General features: G+C 42.1%; 9 protein-coding genes. 4 read left to right on the top strand and 5 right to left on the bottom strand.

The annotated features are described in order from the left end of the window. Nucleotides 1-23: 23 nt before the first annotated feature. The 4 genes from AAGA51_RS21520 to AAGA51_RS21505 all read left to right on the top strand — a co-directional run bounded on the left by AAGA51_RS21520 (nucleotide 24) and on the right by AAGA51_RS21505 (nucleotide 4,927). Nucleotides 24-1,487, top strand: coding sequence for a hypothetical protein (locus tag AAGA51_RS21520; RefSeq protein ID WP_042479913.1), 1,464 nt, complete (start codon nucleotides 24-26; stop codon nucleotides 1,485-1,487). Between the two features lie 3 nt (nucleotides 1,488-1,490). Beyond that, nucleotides 1,491-3,068 carry a GGDEF domain-containing protein gene (locus AAGA51_RS21515; protein WP_042479619.1) on the top strand — a complete coding sequence of 526 codons (1,578 nt, stop codon included), beginning with the start codon at nucleotides 1,491-1,493 and terminating at the stop codon, nucleotides 3,066-3,068. 348 nt (nucleotides 3,069-3,416) lie between these two features. Next, nucleotides 3,417-3,797, top strand: a complete 381-nt coding sequence (locus AAGA51_RS21510) for a DUF3302 domain-containing protein (RefSeq protein WP_042479618.1) — start codon at nucleotides 3,417-3,419, stop codon at nucleotides 3,795-3,797. Beyond that, on the top strand, nucleotides 3,797-4,927 hold the full coding sequence (locus AAGA51_RS21505) for an HlyD family secretion protein (protein ID WP_042479616.1): 1,131 nt from the start codon (nucleotides 3,797-3,799) through the stop codon (nucleotides 4,925-4,927). The genes AAGA51_RS21510 and AAGA51_RS21505 overlap by 1 nt, the downstream gene beginning before the upstream one ends. A 65-nt stretch (nucleotides 4,928-4,992) precedes the next feature. Here AAGA51_RS21505 and tssM read toward each other — a convergent pair whose 3' ends face one another. Genes tssM through tssH form a run of 5 tightly spaced genes read right to left on the bottom strand, consistent with a single transcriptional unit; the run spans nucleotide 4,993 to nucleotide 14,787 of the window. Then, nucleotides 4,993-8,538 (bottom strand): type VI secretion system membrane subunit TssM, encoded by a 3,546-nt coding sequence (gene tssM, locus AAGA51_RS21500; protein WP_042479615.1) that lies wholly within the window; start codon nucleotides 8,536-8,538, stop codon nucleotides 4,993-4,995. Between the two features lie 16 nt (nucleotides 8,539-8,554). Beyond that, complete coding sequence (gene tssA / locus AAGA51_RS21495) at nucleotides 8,555-9,940, bottom strand: type VI secretion system protein TssA (RefSeq protein ID WP_042479910.1); 1,386 nt, start codon at nucleotides 9,938-9,940, stop codon at nucleotides 8,555-8,557. Between the two features lie 4 nt (nucleotides 9,941-9,944). Next, a complete protein-coding gene (vasI, locus tag AAGA51_RS21490; RefSeq protein ID WP_042479907.1) occupies nucleotides 9,945-10,604 on the bottom strand; it encodes a type VI secretion system-associated protein VasI in 660 nt (219 codons plus the stop codon). Next, the gene (locus tag AAGA51_RS21485; RefSeq protein ID WP_042479613.1) at nucleotides 10,601-12,175 is read right to left on the bottom strand and encodes a sigma-54 interaction domain-containing protein; all 1,575 of its coding nucleotides are present in this window, start codon (nucleotides 12,173-12,175) and stop codon (nucleotides 10,601-10,603) included. Before AAGA51_RS21485 ends, vasI begins: the two co-directional genes overlap by 4 nt. Nucleotides 12,176-12,177: 2 nt before the next feature. Continuing rightward, complete coding sequence (tssH, locus tag AAGA51_RS21480) at nucleotides 12,178-14,787, bottom strand: type VI secretion system ATPase TssH (RefSeq protein ID WP_042479611.1); 2,610 nt, start codon at nucleotides 14,785-14,787, stop codon at nucleotides 12,178-12,180. Nucleotides 14,788-14,809 lie beyond the last annotated feature (22 nt).

Raw genomic sequence — 14,809 nt, 5'->3', positions numbered from 1 at the left:
CGTACAGCCAGGAAGTAATGGATTTGGATCAAAGCCAGTACCTTTTATTATCAGAACTTAAACAGCTTAAACTCCGTATCGAGTCTGAGCCTGCGGAAGTATTGGCTGTGGCAGAAAATGCCCTTGTCCAAGCCAAACAATCCCAGTTTCACGATGGCATTATTCAAGCGCTGATCATTATGTCTCGCTGTGCTTGGTGTGAAATGGATTACCGCAGAGGCTTAAAGTACATCAAAGAAGCGTATCAGTATCAAAATAGTCTCGATACTGACGAGTTCCTTCCTGAAATTCTCCATGTCCATGCGCTCCAATTCTGGGGTCAAGCCAAATACTATACCGCTCAACAATTTTGGATTAACGCTTTAGAGCAATCGGCGTTGGTCGACGAAATTGAAGTGCTGATAGAAAGCTTGATTGGATTAGGCAATATTTGGCGCATCACTAAGCAATATGACCAAGCGTGTTCAACCCACCAACTTGCTGCCAAAGTCGCCCACAATATGGATATCCCTTGGCTAGAGGGTAAAGCCCGTATTTTATGGGCATGGGATTTGTACTTGCTTGAGCAGTATGTCGATATGCTCACCGTGCTCGATGGCGCTGATGAAGCGCTTATCGGACACCATGATAAAACTTGGCAGGCAGAAGTTTGGGATTTCCGAGGTTTAGCTCTTTTAGGACTTGAACGCATCGAAGATGCGCAACAAGCCACGCAGAAAGCGCACAAATTAGCTGTTGCTCATAACTTGTCTTGGATGAAAGCCCACTCTTACATCAGTCGGGCGAGAATTGAGTTATTGCGGAAAAACCTAGCCCAAGCTGCCCAGCTACTTATCTCAGCGGAAGAAACCGCACGTAGCTTCGACAATGGTGAGTTGCTTTCACAAATTTGCTATCAGCAGTCTCTCGTCGCTGAAGAGAGTGGCGATGACAAAACGGCTTTTGAAGCGTTCAAGAAATACCGAAAATACTCGCTACAAATGCTGCATGAGCAGACGATGAGACTCGGCTCAGATAAAGCCCGTACATCCAAACGCCAGCTGGATCAGCGTGCGATAAAGCTGCTCAACCGAATTCGAAATCAGCATGATTTCCATACAGAAAAGCATTTATCGAATGTTGTGCCTGAGAATTACTGGTGGGAACAAATGGTGCTGCATAAAGTTGACCTCATGAATTCAACCTTTTCTGTGATTTCTATTCATCATTCAAATCCACTGTTTTTGGATGCCTCTACGGAACTCGTTCATTCTCTCTGTGGTTCTAAAGATCTTCTGTCACGTTTAAGCGCTAATTATCTGGGTCTTCTGGTCAACGAACATGGTGAAGCAGCAAAGCATATGTTTGATGTACTTGAAAAAATGATTGAAATTTATCCTTGGGAGCGCAAAAAATTGCACGGTGCTCTTCCTGATACGACTCTTCATACTATCGTCAGCTTCCCTTTTACCCTTGAACAGCTTGAAGACATGGGCTGGGAGGAATAATCGATGGAAGCACTACTCAATAAAGTTCAAGAAGCAGGGTTAGACGCGATATCAGTAAGCGGTGAAGAGGCAGTTGCCTTCTGGGGCAAAGTTCGCAGAACCATAGCTTCCACCAAAGAAGAGAAAGCACTCTGTTTTATTGTCAGTGCAGAGTTCCACGCTGAAATGCGACAAATCCAGAACAGTATCAGTGAGCTAAGATCTGCACTTAATTTGTTAGATTCAGACAACGCAGAACTCATCCTGTCGGTTAAAAACAGTCTTGCGGAACTCCTGATTGAAAATGGCGATTACGTAGAGGCACTGCAAGAACACATCTCTTCTTCAGGTTTAGCTGTTGAGTATCGTTACATCGATGACTATGTCCTAGCAATACTAGGCATGGGTAACTTGTGTGATGCCTATGGTGATCACCGCAGGGCAATGAGCTACTACCTCAAGATTGACAGCCTTGACCACGCCATCAGCAGCCGTTCTTTAAGATTGCGATACAAGCTCTATATGCTTGCCTGCTATGTAAGCCTCGGCCGATTTGATGAAGCTGATGAACTGGTGCAAGAGTGTGAAGAGCTCAGTATTCTTGTCAGTGACAAAATTCTTGCCGGACAAACCATTTTATACGAAGCCAAGATATATCGTCACCAAGGTGAGATAGAACAAGCGCTTCGAACCTTGTCGATGATTCAGTTTTCTCCGGGCAACATTCATTCGTACTGGCTTGCCAATATGGTTCGAGTTGAACGGGCAAAATGTTTTCTAGAGTTGGGCAAACCAGAATTGTCCAATATGCTGTTGTTTGGCACTGAAAAGCGCTTGAAACGCTTTCCTTCACCTGTGCTGGAAAAAGGTTTATACAAAACTTTCAGCCGTATTTTTGAACGTCAAGGCCTCTATAAAGAAGCCTTACGTTATGAGCGTGAAGCGTTTGATATTGAATCAGAGCTAATACAAAAAATTCCCATTGCTGAGCTTGGGGCAACACAGTTGCGCCGTTTATCGAGATTTGAACTGCAACTAAAATTGATCGTTTCAGAACTTGAAAACCAAGAGCTGAAAGAAACCACGGAACACCACAAAAATGCGGTTGCGCGTCTGCAACAAGACGTCTTAACCGATCCTCTCACCAAATTGCACAATCGCCGTTGGTTGGACGGCAAGCTCAAAGAGCTGCTCCACAACGAAACCCCTTTTGCTTTCTTAGTCGTGGATATTGACCACTTTAAATCCATTAATGATGAACTTAGTCATCTTGTCGGTGACAAAGCTATAGTCAATGTTTCAAGTGAATTGGCGGAACACTTCAACTTCCCGCAAGCCTCTTGTGTTCGCTATGGCGGTGAAGAGTTCTTGGTCATTCTTGAAAACATGACGTTAGAACAAGCGCAAGCCGCTGCAGAAGCATTCCGTGAACGAATCTTCAAATATCACTGGCAGGATATCCTTGGTGAACGAGGATTAACCGTCAGTATCGGGATTACGTTAAACAAAGAAGGCGAAAATACGCAAAGAACCTTCTATCGTGCAGATAAAGCCTTGTATCGCGCAAAAGCAAATGGGCGAAACCAAGTCTGTTCAGAATAGTTCTTCGATATTTCGCAGAGTTTTGATTCCTGTCTTAGTGTCACTATGTTGAAAATCGATACTTTGCCCAAGATCGAATAATTTCACACTGAACAGGTAGTTAGGAGTGACTTAGTTACAAATAGGCGTATGCAACTGTGTTAATTCGCAAGTAGAATACGCTACGGTGTAAAAGAAAAACGTACTACGCTTTAATAGGCGAAACGGTACTCATCTGCGGTTTTCTCATAGCTATGTGACTTAACTTTAATTAGTTACCAACTGTGCATTAATAATTGGCTATGATTTTACGTGGTAAGCACTTTGTTATTCACGACTATAAGTATTCAATTTATATAGGACCACTCTATGTTTTTAGATTATTTTGCCCTAGGTATGTTGGTATTTGTGTGTTTGGTGATTTTCTACGGCATCATCGTCATCCATGACATACCGTACGACATTGCTAAAGAGCGCAATCACCCTCATCAAGATGCCATTCACGTGGCAGGCTGGGTAAGCCTGTTTACTCTTCACGTTTTATGGCCGTTCTTATGGATTTGGGCAACACTATGGCGCGAAGACCGAGGCTGGGGTTTCCATAAACTTCAGGAAGAAACACACGATATCCATGTACGTGTCGATGAATTGACCCAACAAGTAGCCATGCTAAAAACTGAAATCGCAAAACTAAGTCAAAACCAAGCTCCTGAAGCTTCTGAGACCGCTCAAGAAGAGGAGCAAAAATAATGGATTTGTTACTTATTCTGACTTACACCGCGATTTGTATTGCCATTTTTAAAATTTTCAAGATTCCTCTAAACAAGTGGTCAGTACCTACAGCTGTATTAGGTGGCGTGGTGCTGATTGGTACGCTGATTCTTCTTATGAACTACAACCACCCATTTACCTCAATCGGTGGTCAAGCCTATAGCACAACGCCTATTGTATCCGGTGTTCGCGGCAAGGTTATCGAAGTGAATGTGGTTCCAAACCAGCCTCTGAAGAGAGGCGATGTGTTGTTCAAAATCGACCCAACACCATTCCAAGCTGAAGTTGTGCGTAAAGAAGCTGCGGTTGCAGAAGCACAGCAACAAGTTCTACAGTTAGAATCGGTTTACAAAGAAGCGGTGTCGAATACCACTAAAGCTGAGGCTGCTCGCGATAAAGCGAAAAGAGAGTTTGAACGTTATGAAAAAGGCTTCAAACGTGGCGCATTTACTGCTCAACAAGTCGATACAACCAATCAGGCATACAAAGGGGCTCAAGCTTCTCTAGAAGCTGCGCAAGCGAGTCAGGAGTCTGCTCGACTAGCGTATGAGTCTGAGATTAACGGTGAAAACACAACCGTAGCTCGCGTTCAAGCTGAACTAACTCAAGCACAGTTCAACCTAGAACAAACCGTTGTAACCGCACCTACTGATGGCTTTGTTACTCAACTGGCGCTACGTCCGGGTATGATGGCTGTACCGCTACCATTAGCTCCGGTAATGACTTTCGTTCACACCGAGGATGTCTACTTCTACGGCGCTTTCCGCCAAAACTCTATGCAACGTTTACAGTCGGGTTTTGAAGCAGAATTCGTATTTAGATCGCTTCCGGGTAAAGTATTCAAAGGCGAAGTTGTTGATGTCATCCCTGCGATTGCTGAAGGCCAAGTTCAGGCGAGAGGTTCACTGTTGGGTACTCAGGCCATCAATACGCAAGGCCGAGTGATGGTCAAACTAAGACTCACTGATGATATGAGCGAGTACAATCTACCACTAGGTTCAAGCGCCGAAATTGCTGTGTATTCAGATAGCTTTGAACACGTATCTATCATGCGTAAAGTGCTTATTCGTATGAAGAGCTGGCAAAACTACCTATACCTAGACCATTAATCCTGTTTTCAAAGGGATAAAACGGACAGTAAAAAGGAGCAAATGATTTGCTCCTTTTTTATCAACTAGTACAACGTATTTGACAGTTTAAAAGACTTAAACAAACGCTCAGTAAAAGGATTGGCATCTGATTCAGAGTGAATTCTATAAATCATTTCTCCCTCATCTACAGAAAACTTATAGTCGACGGAAGTGGTACTTGCAGCCACAACATCACTTTTATCAAGCAGGCGGAAAAATGCCCAAGGCCCTTGGATATCTAAGCTGCGTGGAGAAATGTTCGCTTTGGTTGGAACCAAAGTTACTTTGGAAACGGCATTGTCTCGTAACGTATTTGGCCAAATCAATTCCACACTTTCTCTTGGTCCATGACTATAGGACAAATATTGCCCATCAACATTCAAAACACTACGTCGCTTGTTATTGCTCAAACGCAGTGGCTCTACAGAAAAGTTGACGTCCAATATGCCTTTTCGATTAAAGAAAGCAGATCGTATTTTTTCTGCCTGTTCAAACTGTTGCAAAACGTCTGCACGAACTAATGAATCGGACTCAGAATTGACGTTAATATTAATATTCTCATCAATAAAAACCTTTAAATGGTCAACATAAAAACGATTAAGCTTACCGTTAGGAGCAAAAAAAGCTTCAAAATCCTTGAGGGAAACATCTTTACTCGACGCTGTATTAAAAGGATACCTGCCAGCTAACTTTTGCTGATAAGTCTGATAAACATCATCGTGCCATCTCACTTCCAGATGTTTAATGGCGGCGTGTTTGATCACATACCAACTTTCATCCGCAATTTTAGCAAACATCGCGTCAAGTGGGCTGGGTAGACCAGATGCCACTCGTTTAAGAGTATAAATCGGGTCACGGTCAGACAACTTAACGCGATCTTTAGTAACATTCAAAGCAGCCATTCCAGAGTCAGGCGATTCCTTTATCTCCTGCAAAGAGGCCTTAACTTCCTCAACGCTTGCAATCACTTCGTCCAAGTAAGAAGGCTTACCATCACTCGATGTCACCATACTACTCAATTCAGAAAAACGAACTTCTATTGATGAAGCCAACTCATATTTTGGCGTTTTAACTAGTTGTTTCTTGCTCTCTTCTGTGTGGTTAAACGCATTTAGCAGTTGTGTGTTTTCACTTACAGTCAACAGAAAACGCTCAAAAGGCTCTGCGTTACCCGTAATGCTCTCTAGCACGGCAACTGCATCATGAATATCGTTAAAATATTTAACATCTAACTCATTCAAAGCACTTTGCCATGTATTTATGTAATCATCTGAGTAAAGTTGACGAATTTTGGCTTTCAAGTCCCTTTTATCGGCCTCACTAAAATTTGTGTTTTGAGCTTGCCCTAGTACCCAACTGTCAATCAAAGCTAATTCAGAAATCTCTTCAGACTGACGAATAAAATAATCTTCAAACCCTTGTTTAGTTAGCAACTGAGGAATTTGGAAGCCCGCACTATTTAAGACGCGTTCAGAAAACACGGTATCAAACGCGGGGCCAATCAAGCTACGTAGATTTATAGAGGGGCCTAAAACCAATTGCGCTTGCAACTTGAGGTTTCGATAAACACGCTGATCTGTAGGCAACGTCGAAAGCTCTGCTTGCACTTTGGCAATAGCGGTATCGTATGGTTTCATGACTCTATCAGCTGCTTTGCTTCCCCTTTGCCTATCCTTTGCTAGGTCAGTATGGTGCAAGGCATAATCTAAATGCTTAAGTAAATCATCCTGAATACCCCGTTGCCCCGTGAACTCACGTTGCCAACGCTTAGAAAAATGATCTAACACGTAGTCTTGATGTCTTCCGGAGTTATCAATCATCATGCGAAATACTCTTAACACAGAAAGTTTTTCATCTTCCGTTTGAGCTCTCTCTAGATCGACAATTGCATCCGCCATAAGCTTAGGTAAGAATCTAAATTTCAATAGATTTAAATAGGTTTCCTCTACTTTTGGTCCAATCGTGTGCCCCTGATAAAGTCCAAAATCAGAAATATATTTGGACTTGTCTCTGAAGAAACCAAACTCTAAAGTCGCTTCGCGTATCTTGTTCAGAGACTCAAGCATTTCACGTTGAGAAGCCGATTCTTTTGCTGACTCAAATTGATTTTTATAGTGATTTACTTTGGTGAGAACCGCGTCTGAATGTTGGATATTCGATAGATAATGATTATGCCAAGTACCTATCAACATCACACTGGTAAGCCCACATACCAAGAGCGAAAGCCCCACTAACTTCCTTTTTTGTTTCATTACGCGATTGTTATCAGATGCTAACCCCGCCTCAGGATAAATAATGTGGCTAAACAATTTTTGCGTAAAATACACGGTAGAGTTTTTGGCGTTCTGAGCGACATTGACAGCATGCGACAACCCATATCGACGGGAAGCAGCATCATCAAAAGCGTTGGTCGGTACACCTTGTTGATAAACAGAAGTAAAGTAAGCACCACGAACAAGAGCTGCGGTCGAAAACTGATCGCTACTCAAAGCGTCTTTAAAGAACTCGATCAATATGCTCTTCATTCCCGATAGTTGATGAGAAAAACTGTATATAGCATGACGGTCTTCAGAAGACATTGGTTCGCAAACCATACTCGGTAGCCTATCGTTGATCCGATCAGTGAATTGAGAGTACTGTTGACTAAATTCCTCCAACCACTGATCTAAGTTGGTTATCGAATCCAGAGAGAATGTAAAACCTAATACATCTTCACGCTGATTCTTTGTGTAATGTTTGAAAAAAGCCTCAAAACCATAGATAAGATCCAGCTTAGTTAACGTGATATACACGGGTAAACGTGTAGAAAGAGCCTCGATTAATTCTCTTAAGCGTGCTCGTAAGAGGCTTGCATAGGCTTTGCGTTCAGAAACGGAAGCGACCGCTAGGTGAGAGATATCAAGAGCGAGTACAATTCCATTAAGAGGACGGCGACTTCTCGTTCTTTCCAGCCAGTCAACAAAATGCAGCCACAAACGTCGCTCCATCTCACCATCGTTTTCATCGCTGTAATGACCTTGCGTTAGCAGCTCGCCATCTGGATCAATAACAATCGCATTGTCACCTATCCACCAATCGAAGGAATATGGATTGCTACTTGATTTCCCCGCTGCTCTCATTACAGAAGAGAAAACAAAGTTCTGACTCGAACGGTTAATTAAGCTCGTTTTTCCAGCATTCTCAAGTCCAAGAACCAAGTACCAAGGTAACTCGTAAAGATAGTTGCGTTTATCTAAATTCTTTTTCAAATTTTCAATGACTTGATTGAGCTCCGTTTCTTGGTGCTCTTCAAGTACCTTTATCGGGTCTTTCCGCAAGTTTTCTTCATGCTTTTGTTGACGCTGATAGGTAACTAATTTCCTCCATTGCAATAGCCCCCATAATGTAAACATCAGCAGGGTGAACATGCTACTTGCCAATATACGAGCAACCACTGTATCTAACGGTTGGTAATCGAGAACAGTTAAGCTTGGTCCACTCCACCAAATAAAGACATTCAATAATATAAAAGCCGTGAACAGCAAAATAGGAACCGATGCCAAAAACCTAGGCTTTAACTTCCCTACTATTCCAACAATAAATTTCCACATGAATTGTGTCCTTTGTTTACTCTGACGTTGAGTGTTTTTCTAGTTGCTCTAACAAACCAGCTTCCCAGTTTGAAATGTCCATATTTTTAAGCTGTTGATATAAAGACTGATATTGAGATTTGGCTATTCCGCCGAGGTGGTTATCTCTTAGTAGATCCGCGGATAACAATCGCCAATAAAATTGATCCTTATAACTTTGTGCTGAATTAATTCCCCCATTCACCATATCTAAAGCAACGGCAATACCTTTATCGTTAGCCAGTAAGTAAGCTTCTCTGCGCCTTTCAGACCAGTCACCTTGGATTTGGGATTCATTTGAAAGGGAGTACTTGTTCAGCCACGCTCGGACTTCATCGGTGACAAAAGGTTCACCACCTTTAAACTTCAACTCATGTAAAAATGGCATTCGTTGTAGAAAACGGTGGGTTTCATCTGCAATCGCAATCGCCCAATCAGGCTTACCTATACTCTGCGCAACAGAAAAACTCATAAATTGTCCAGAAAACCAAAAAGGCGCTAGCGTCAGGCTGTGTTCAATTTTGTTCCACAAACTCATTGAGGGAAAACGAAGTTGGTCCTGATACTCCTTAATACGTTCAGCGGGCATTGCTCGTAGAAGTGTTTCTCCGTCTGGCCGGTGATCTGGATGTGTAAATATCATTCCCCATATAGCGTAACGCCTCAGCCGAATCGATAACTCAGCACCAAACTCCTGCTCTGAAAGAGTACTAGCGAGCTTTAATACCGTTTTTTTGGTTGAATTTTCGTCAGCAGTATCCTGCGAAACCTGTTTGATAGAGGAGTCCATTTCTTGAGGCGATTGAACTTGTGTTTTTTGAATTTGAGGTTGCTCCGCTCGTTTCAATCCGCGGACTACTGAGTCAACTACTGCGCTTACTATAGTGTTCGCTGGCTGCTTTTCTTCAATAGCTTCAAACCATCGATTCACACCATCATTCAGTGAGCTACGTTGCTGTTGGTCAAACTGAGCGAAATCCAATTTCTCAATAACGAGAGAAATACGTTGCAGCATTAGATCCAAATATTTCTTGCGCGAAGCAGTACCTTTCTCTCCAGAAACCGGAAAACTCGATTCCCAATAACAATCAATAAAGTCCGTCATCGCTTGAAAAGAAATAATAAAACGTTCAGGAGTTACTTGATTGAGTAAACATTGAAGAAGATAGACGAGCAGTTTGATATCTTTGCTTTTATTTCTTAGCAAATTCAACACACTATGTTCCACTTCGTCCCACTTGACCGTGGCGTGAGATAAAGAACCGACTTTGATTAACTGCTCTTCAATGAACTCCAAATTGGGGTCATCAACTAAGCGCTCCCCGGTTGGATTCTGTTTTGAAACTGGTAAGACAACACACTTACGAATATAAGCTAAGTCCATTTCGTTACCACCCACATCTTTGGCGCAGAGCATTAATCGAACCGCTTAGCTCTTCAGTATTAAACTGCAAACCATCTATGAATGGAGCGTTTGAACGAATCAATAGCCTGCGCTCATGCATGATCTCTTTCATCATGTTAATGGCAGGAAGACCACGGGATGAGGACATTAATAAGCCGCTATCGTCACTTCGCCAAACCTGACTAACATGATTAGACAAAGACACTTTTACTCGGGCATCTTGAACACTTGAAGGTAAAGCGATTTCGATACGGCTCAAATTATCGATACAACTAAACATCAAAATAGGTTTGGCATTGTTAGAGAATTGAGTCTCTTGATTTAAAGCAGGCAATATAATCCAGACTTTACTACCTCGTCCTTCACCTTCGGTTAGCAAGACTAAGTTTCCACCTTCCATTTCAATACCTTTCATTGCCTTAAGCCAAGAGTGAGGATATTTTTCAGGCTCAGTGAGACCTTCTTGCTGAAGACCTACATTAAACACTCGGTCAAAGCAGCTTAGTCGTTCAATACGAGAGCGGGTATTAATACACTGTTGTATATCAGAACTGTAGTCGGCACTGACTGAAGTTATAATGGCGACATCAAATGCTTTGGCACACATCAAAAAGCAGCAGAGATAAAATATGCGATTTATCATCTTTTTATCTCCAGCTTTTGACATTTGTAAGCCAATGTCCGTTTAGGTACTTTCAAACTCTTTGCGGCTTTTTCTCTATCCCCACCGTAGTGATCTAGTCTTTGCCGAATTATCTGCTCTTCAAATTGGCTCAACGCACATCGAAGGTCATCGATTGACGACAAATTTTCATGTGAAACGGTAGGTGAGCAAGATGCTGAATAGCCTTCAGTGCTTTTAATTTGAGTATTAATAGATTGAGCTACAACAGGGGCGAACCTGTTCGCAAAGCAGTACTCTTCTAGTTGTGAGCCATCATTCGTCTGAGCACATCCGTACTCTACTAAGTGTTTTAGTTCTCTTACATTCCCTGGATAAGAGTGGCTTTTTAGCCAGTCCAAAGCTTTATAGTGTAAACCTCGGATGTTCCTTTTATGTTTTGTGTTAAACAGCTCAACAAAGTGATGACTTAACTGTTCGACATCTTCTATTCGAGACGCCAAACGGGGCAAACTTAAAGGATACTGAAAAAGTCGATAATACAAATCTTGGCGAAACGACTTTAAATTGACTTGCTCAAGTAGGTTCACATGGGTAGCGGAAACCAATCGAAAATCTGATGTCTGCTCATGTTTCCCTCCGACAGGTCGATAGGAGCGCGATTCCAACACCCTTAGCAATTTAGCTTGGAGAGCAAGAGGCATGTCACCAATTTCATCTAGGAACAACGTTCCTTTGTTCGCTTGAGCTATTAAACCTTGCTTGTCACAATCCGCGCCAGAGAATGCCCCTTTGCAGTAACCAAATAGTTCACTTTCTAACAGATTTTCAGGAATGGCTGCACAGTTAATGGCAACAAAAGGCTCATGCTTGCGAGGCGAAAAATCGTGTATCGCCTGCGCAACCAATTCTTTACCAGTACCCGTTTCTCCTTGGATGATCACCGACAACTGGGATTCAGCGGCACTAATGATATGTTCTCGTAACCGTTTCATCGCTTCACTTTTACCAATCAACGTAAAAGATAAGTCTGTCGCGTGAGACTGCTGACGAGAGTTACGCTGAATGTCTACCAGCGATTCTTTGAGTAGCTGTCCGCTCTGTTTTTCTCGTTCTATCTCGTACAACAACATCCATTGTTGAGTAAACGCATCAACAAACTTTAGAAACGATTCTTGCTTAGAGACCAAACGTAGTTGTTTGCTATCACCAATAAGCAGCAGTATGTGATTAATATGACAATGTTCGATGTTAAGTGGTTGAATCCAAACCGTATCGAACATACCAACGCTCGACACCAGTTGCTTAAACGTTCTGTTCGATTGCCAAAATAGCAACGCCTCTGCATCTAGATACATCTCTTGTTGGGATTGAAGCACATGTGCAAAAGGACTATCAAAATCCGTTACTGACCAAGAATAATTCAGACCGTTATCATGAGGTATGAGCATGCGGCCATCAGAGTTGGGTACCAGTAACATTGCTTGGTCTAATGCAAGTTCACGTCCAACGATATTGATAAACTGAGTTGCTAAATCCGAAGTTTTTCTTAATCCTAATAAATCGCTTGTGAATGAGAGCCAGCTAATCATAGTTAAACCACCTCTCCAACGAATTCACCTTCTACAACATCAAGATAGACTTTTTCAATAGGCTTTCTTTCTGCAAGATGATTCAATATTGATAGAGATATTGTAGGCAGCAACTGCCCTTCAATGATGGCTTCTAACATTCGCGCGCCGCTTTCAGATCTGGTGGCACGCTTAAGAATCTCCTCAACCAGTCGCTTTTCGATAGCCACTTCACATTGATATCTCTCAGTAAAAAGCTGTTCTAATCGTTCTAGTTTTCCATGAACAATCTGCTCCAATATTTCCCGACTTAGAGGTAAGTATGGGACAACTTCCATGCGAGCTAACAAGGCTGGTTTGAAAAATTCAGCCAATTCTGGATATAAGCTATCGCAAATCAATTCAGGCTCATGGCTGTGATTGACAATGGTTTGATAACCCAAATTGGATGTGAGGAAAAAGACAATATTTTGGCAATCAATAAGTCTGCCTTCACCATCCGCCAACTCACCTTTATCAAATGCTTGGTAAAAAACATTCAGAACTTCGGGATGTGCTTTTTCAACTTCATCAAGCAACACAACAGAATACGGCATTTTTCTGATAGCTTCGGTCAAAATGCCACCTTCTCCGTATCCAACATAACCCGGAGGCGAACCAATAAGGCGAGAGACTGTGTGCTTTTCTTGGTATTCAGACATGTTAATAGTGGTTAGGAACTGCTTTCCGCCATATAACTGCTGAGCTAGTTGGACAACTGTTTCTGTTTTACCCACTCCGCTAGGGCCAACCAACAAAAAAGCACCTTTGGGTCTTCCAGAACGGCGTAAGTCTGCACGAGCAGTCAAAATGCAGCGGTGAATTCTCTCAATAGCCGTCGTTTGCCCTTTTATTTCGGCGTCCAATATCGACGTTAAATTCGTTATTTTGTATAGCTCATCACTGTTCATCTGATCGATTGGAACACCTGTCCAATCAGCAATAACTTCAGCGATTTGCATTGCATCCACTTGAGGGTGAATGAGTCGCTCGTTGTGAGGGATATCTTCAAACCTCTTACTGTTAAGGTGAAGGTCAGTACGAATGTTCTCTAAACTATTTGAATCTAACTCAAAAAGATCACAGTTAAGTAATTTGCTACGCAAATGGATGATGTTTTCAACGATGTCTTTTTGGTTTTGCCAACGAGCGGTTAGTCGCTCTTTTTCTTCTTCATCAGCCAACTTTTGCAGTCCAAGATCCGAGAGTCTTTGTTCATCGACTTCTTCTCCTAAATATTGAGACCTCTCAAGCATACGAATTTCGGTATCTCTTTGCATACAGAGTGTATTTAACTGAGATAACCGTTTAGGAGGAGTAGTTATATTGATTGCTATCCGCGCACATGCGGTATCAAGTACATCAATAGCTTTGTCTGGGAGTTGTTTACCTGAAATGTAACGAGCAGAAAGTTCGACAGCAGATTTCAGCGCTTCATCAGAGATCATAACTTGATGAGCATCTTCATAAGCCTGACAAAGCCCTCGCAGAATATGAACTGATTGAGAAATACTTGGTTCACCTAGTTTTACCAATTGAAAGCGACGAGCCAATGCTGGATCTTTCTCAAAGTATTTTTTGTACTCTTTCCAAGTGGTAGCAGCAACTGTGCTTAGTTCTCCCCTTGCTAATGCTGGCTTAAGTATGTTCGCGGCATCACTTCCTCCTTCTTGGTTTCCTGTACCAACCAAGGTATGTGCCTCATCAATAAACAGTATGATGGGTTTAGCGGAATGCTTAATTTCATTAATGACGCCTTTTAAACGTTTTTCAAATTCACCTTTGACGGAGGCACCAGCTTGGAGCAACCCTAGATCGAGGGATAGTAACTCTACATTTATTAATTGTACTGGGACTTCGCCTTTTACTACTCGAAGCGCCAAACCCTCAAACATTGCGCTTTTACCAACTCCTGCATCGCCAACAACAATAGGGTTGTTTTTCCGCCTGCGGCATAAGATATCAATCATTAAATCCAGTTCATCATCACGACATAAAACTGGATCAAGTTCATTGTTTCTTGCTAGCTGAGTGACATTAGTACAGTACTTTTCGAGTATCGAAGCCGCTTTATTTGATACCTTCGACTCACATACTTCTGATATTCCTGACGAGAATTTACTTTCCGCAGAATCCATAAGTAAATGAACAAACTGGCCTTTTAACGTTTCTTTATTAATGGGCGACAAAATACTTACTAGAGATTGATCTAAATATCGTGAAGGAGACAGTAAAGCAGCTAATAAAATAGCACCTGAACGTAACTCATCTTGCGCCAGTTCTGTCGAGGATAATAGCCAAGCATCCTGCAGAAGCTCTACTAACATGGGAGAAAATGCCGGATAGGAATCCAGCGTTTCATCGCTGGAATAATAAGTAACTAGAGCTTGCTTCAAATCTTCGTGAGCAATCTCGAAGGACTTAAGAACAGTTCTAATGTCTGAAAGAGGATTCTCAAGCAATGCATCTAAATAATGGAGAATTGTAATTTCTGAATGCCGTTGCTCAATGCATAAGGAAGCGGCTTGCTCTAAGGCAAGTTTACTCTGTTCATTTAATTTAGAAATTAGTGTGGGCAATTCAATTCGGATCACAGCGTTAACCTAGCCTTAATGT

The organism is Vibrio diazotrophicus (genome assembly GCF_038452265.1).
GTDB lineage: Bacteria > Pseudomonadota > Gammaproteobacteria > Enterobacterales > Vibrionaceae > Vibrio > Vibrio diazotrophicus.
The sequence above is the reverse complement of the archived record's forward strand: the minus strand, read 5'-3'. Positions and strand labels throughout refer to the sequence as shown.

Coding starts and splice junctions, on each gene's coding strand:
- AAGA51_RS21515 (WP_042479619.1), top strand. CDS start 1,491: ATGGAAGCACTACTCAATAAAGTTCAAGAAGCAGGGTTAGACGCGATA.
- AAGA51_RS21510 (WP_042479618.1), top strand. CDS start 3,417: ATGTTTTTAGATTATTTTGCCCTAGGTATGTTGGTATTTGTGTGTTTG.
- AAGA51_RS21505 (WP_042479616.1), top strand. CDS start 3,797: ATGGATTTGTTACTTATTCTGACTTACACCGCGATTTGTATTGCCATT.
- tssM (WP_042479615.1), bottom strand. CDS start 8,538: ATGTGGAAATTTATTGTTGGAATAGTAGGGAAGTTAAAGCCTAGGTTT.
- tssA (WP_042479910.1), bottom strand. CDS start 9,940: ATGGACTTAGCTTATATTCGTAAGTGTGTTGTCTTACCAGTTTCAAAA.
- vasI (WP_042479907.1), bottom strand. CDS start 10,604: ATGATAAATCGCATATTTTATCTCTGCTGCTTTTTGATGTGTGCCAAA.
- AAGA51_RS21485 (WP_042479613.1), bottom strand. CDS start 12,175: ATGATTAGCTGGCTCTCATTCACAAGCGATTTATTAGGATTAAGAAAA.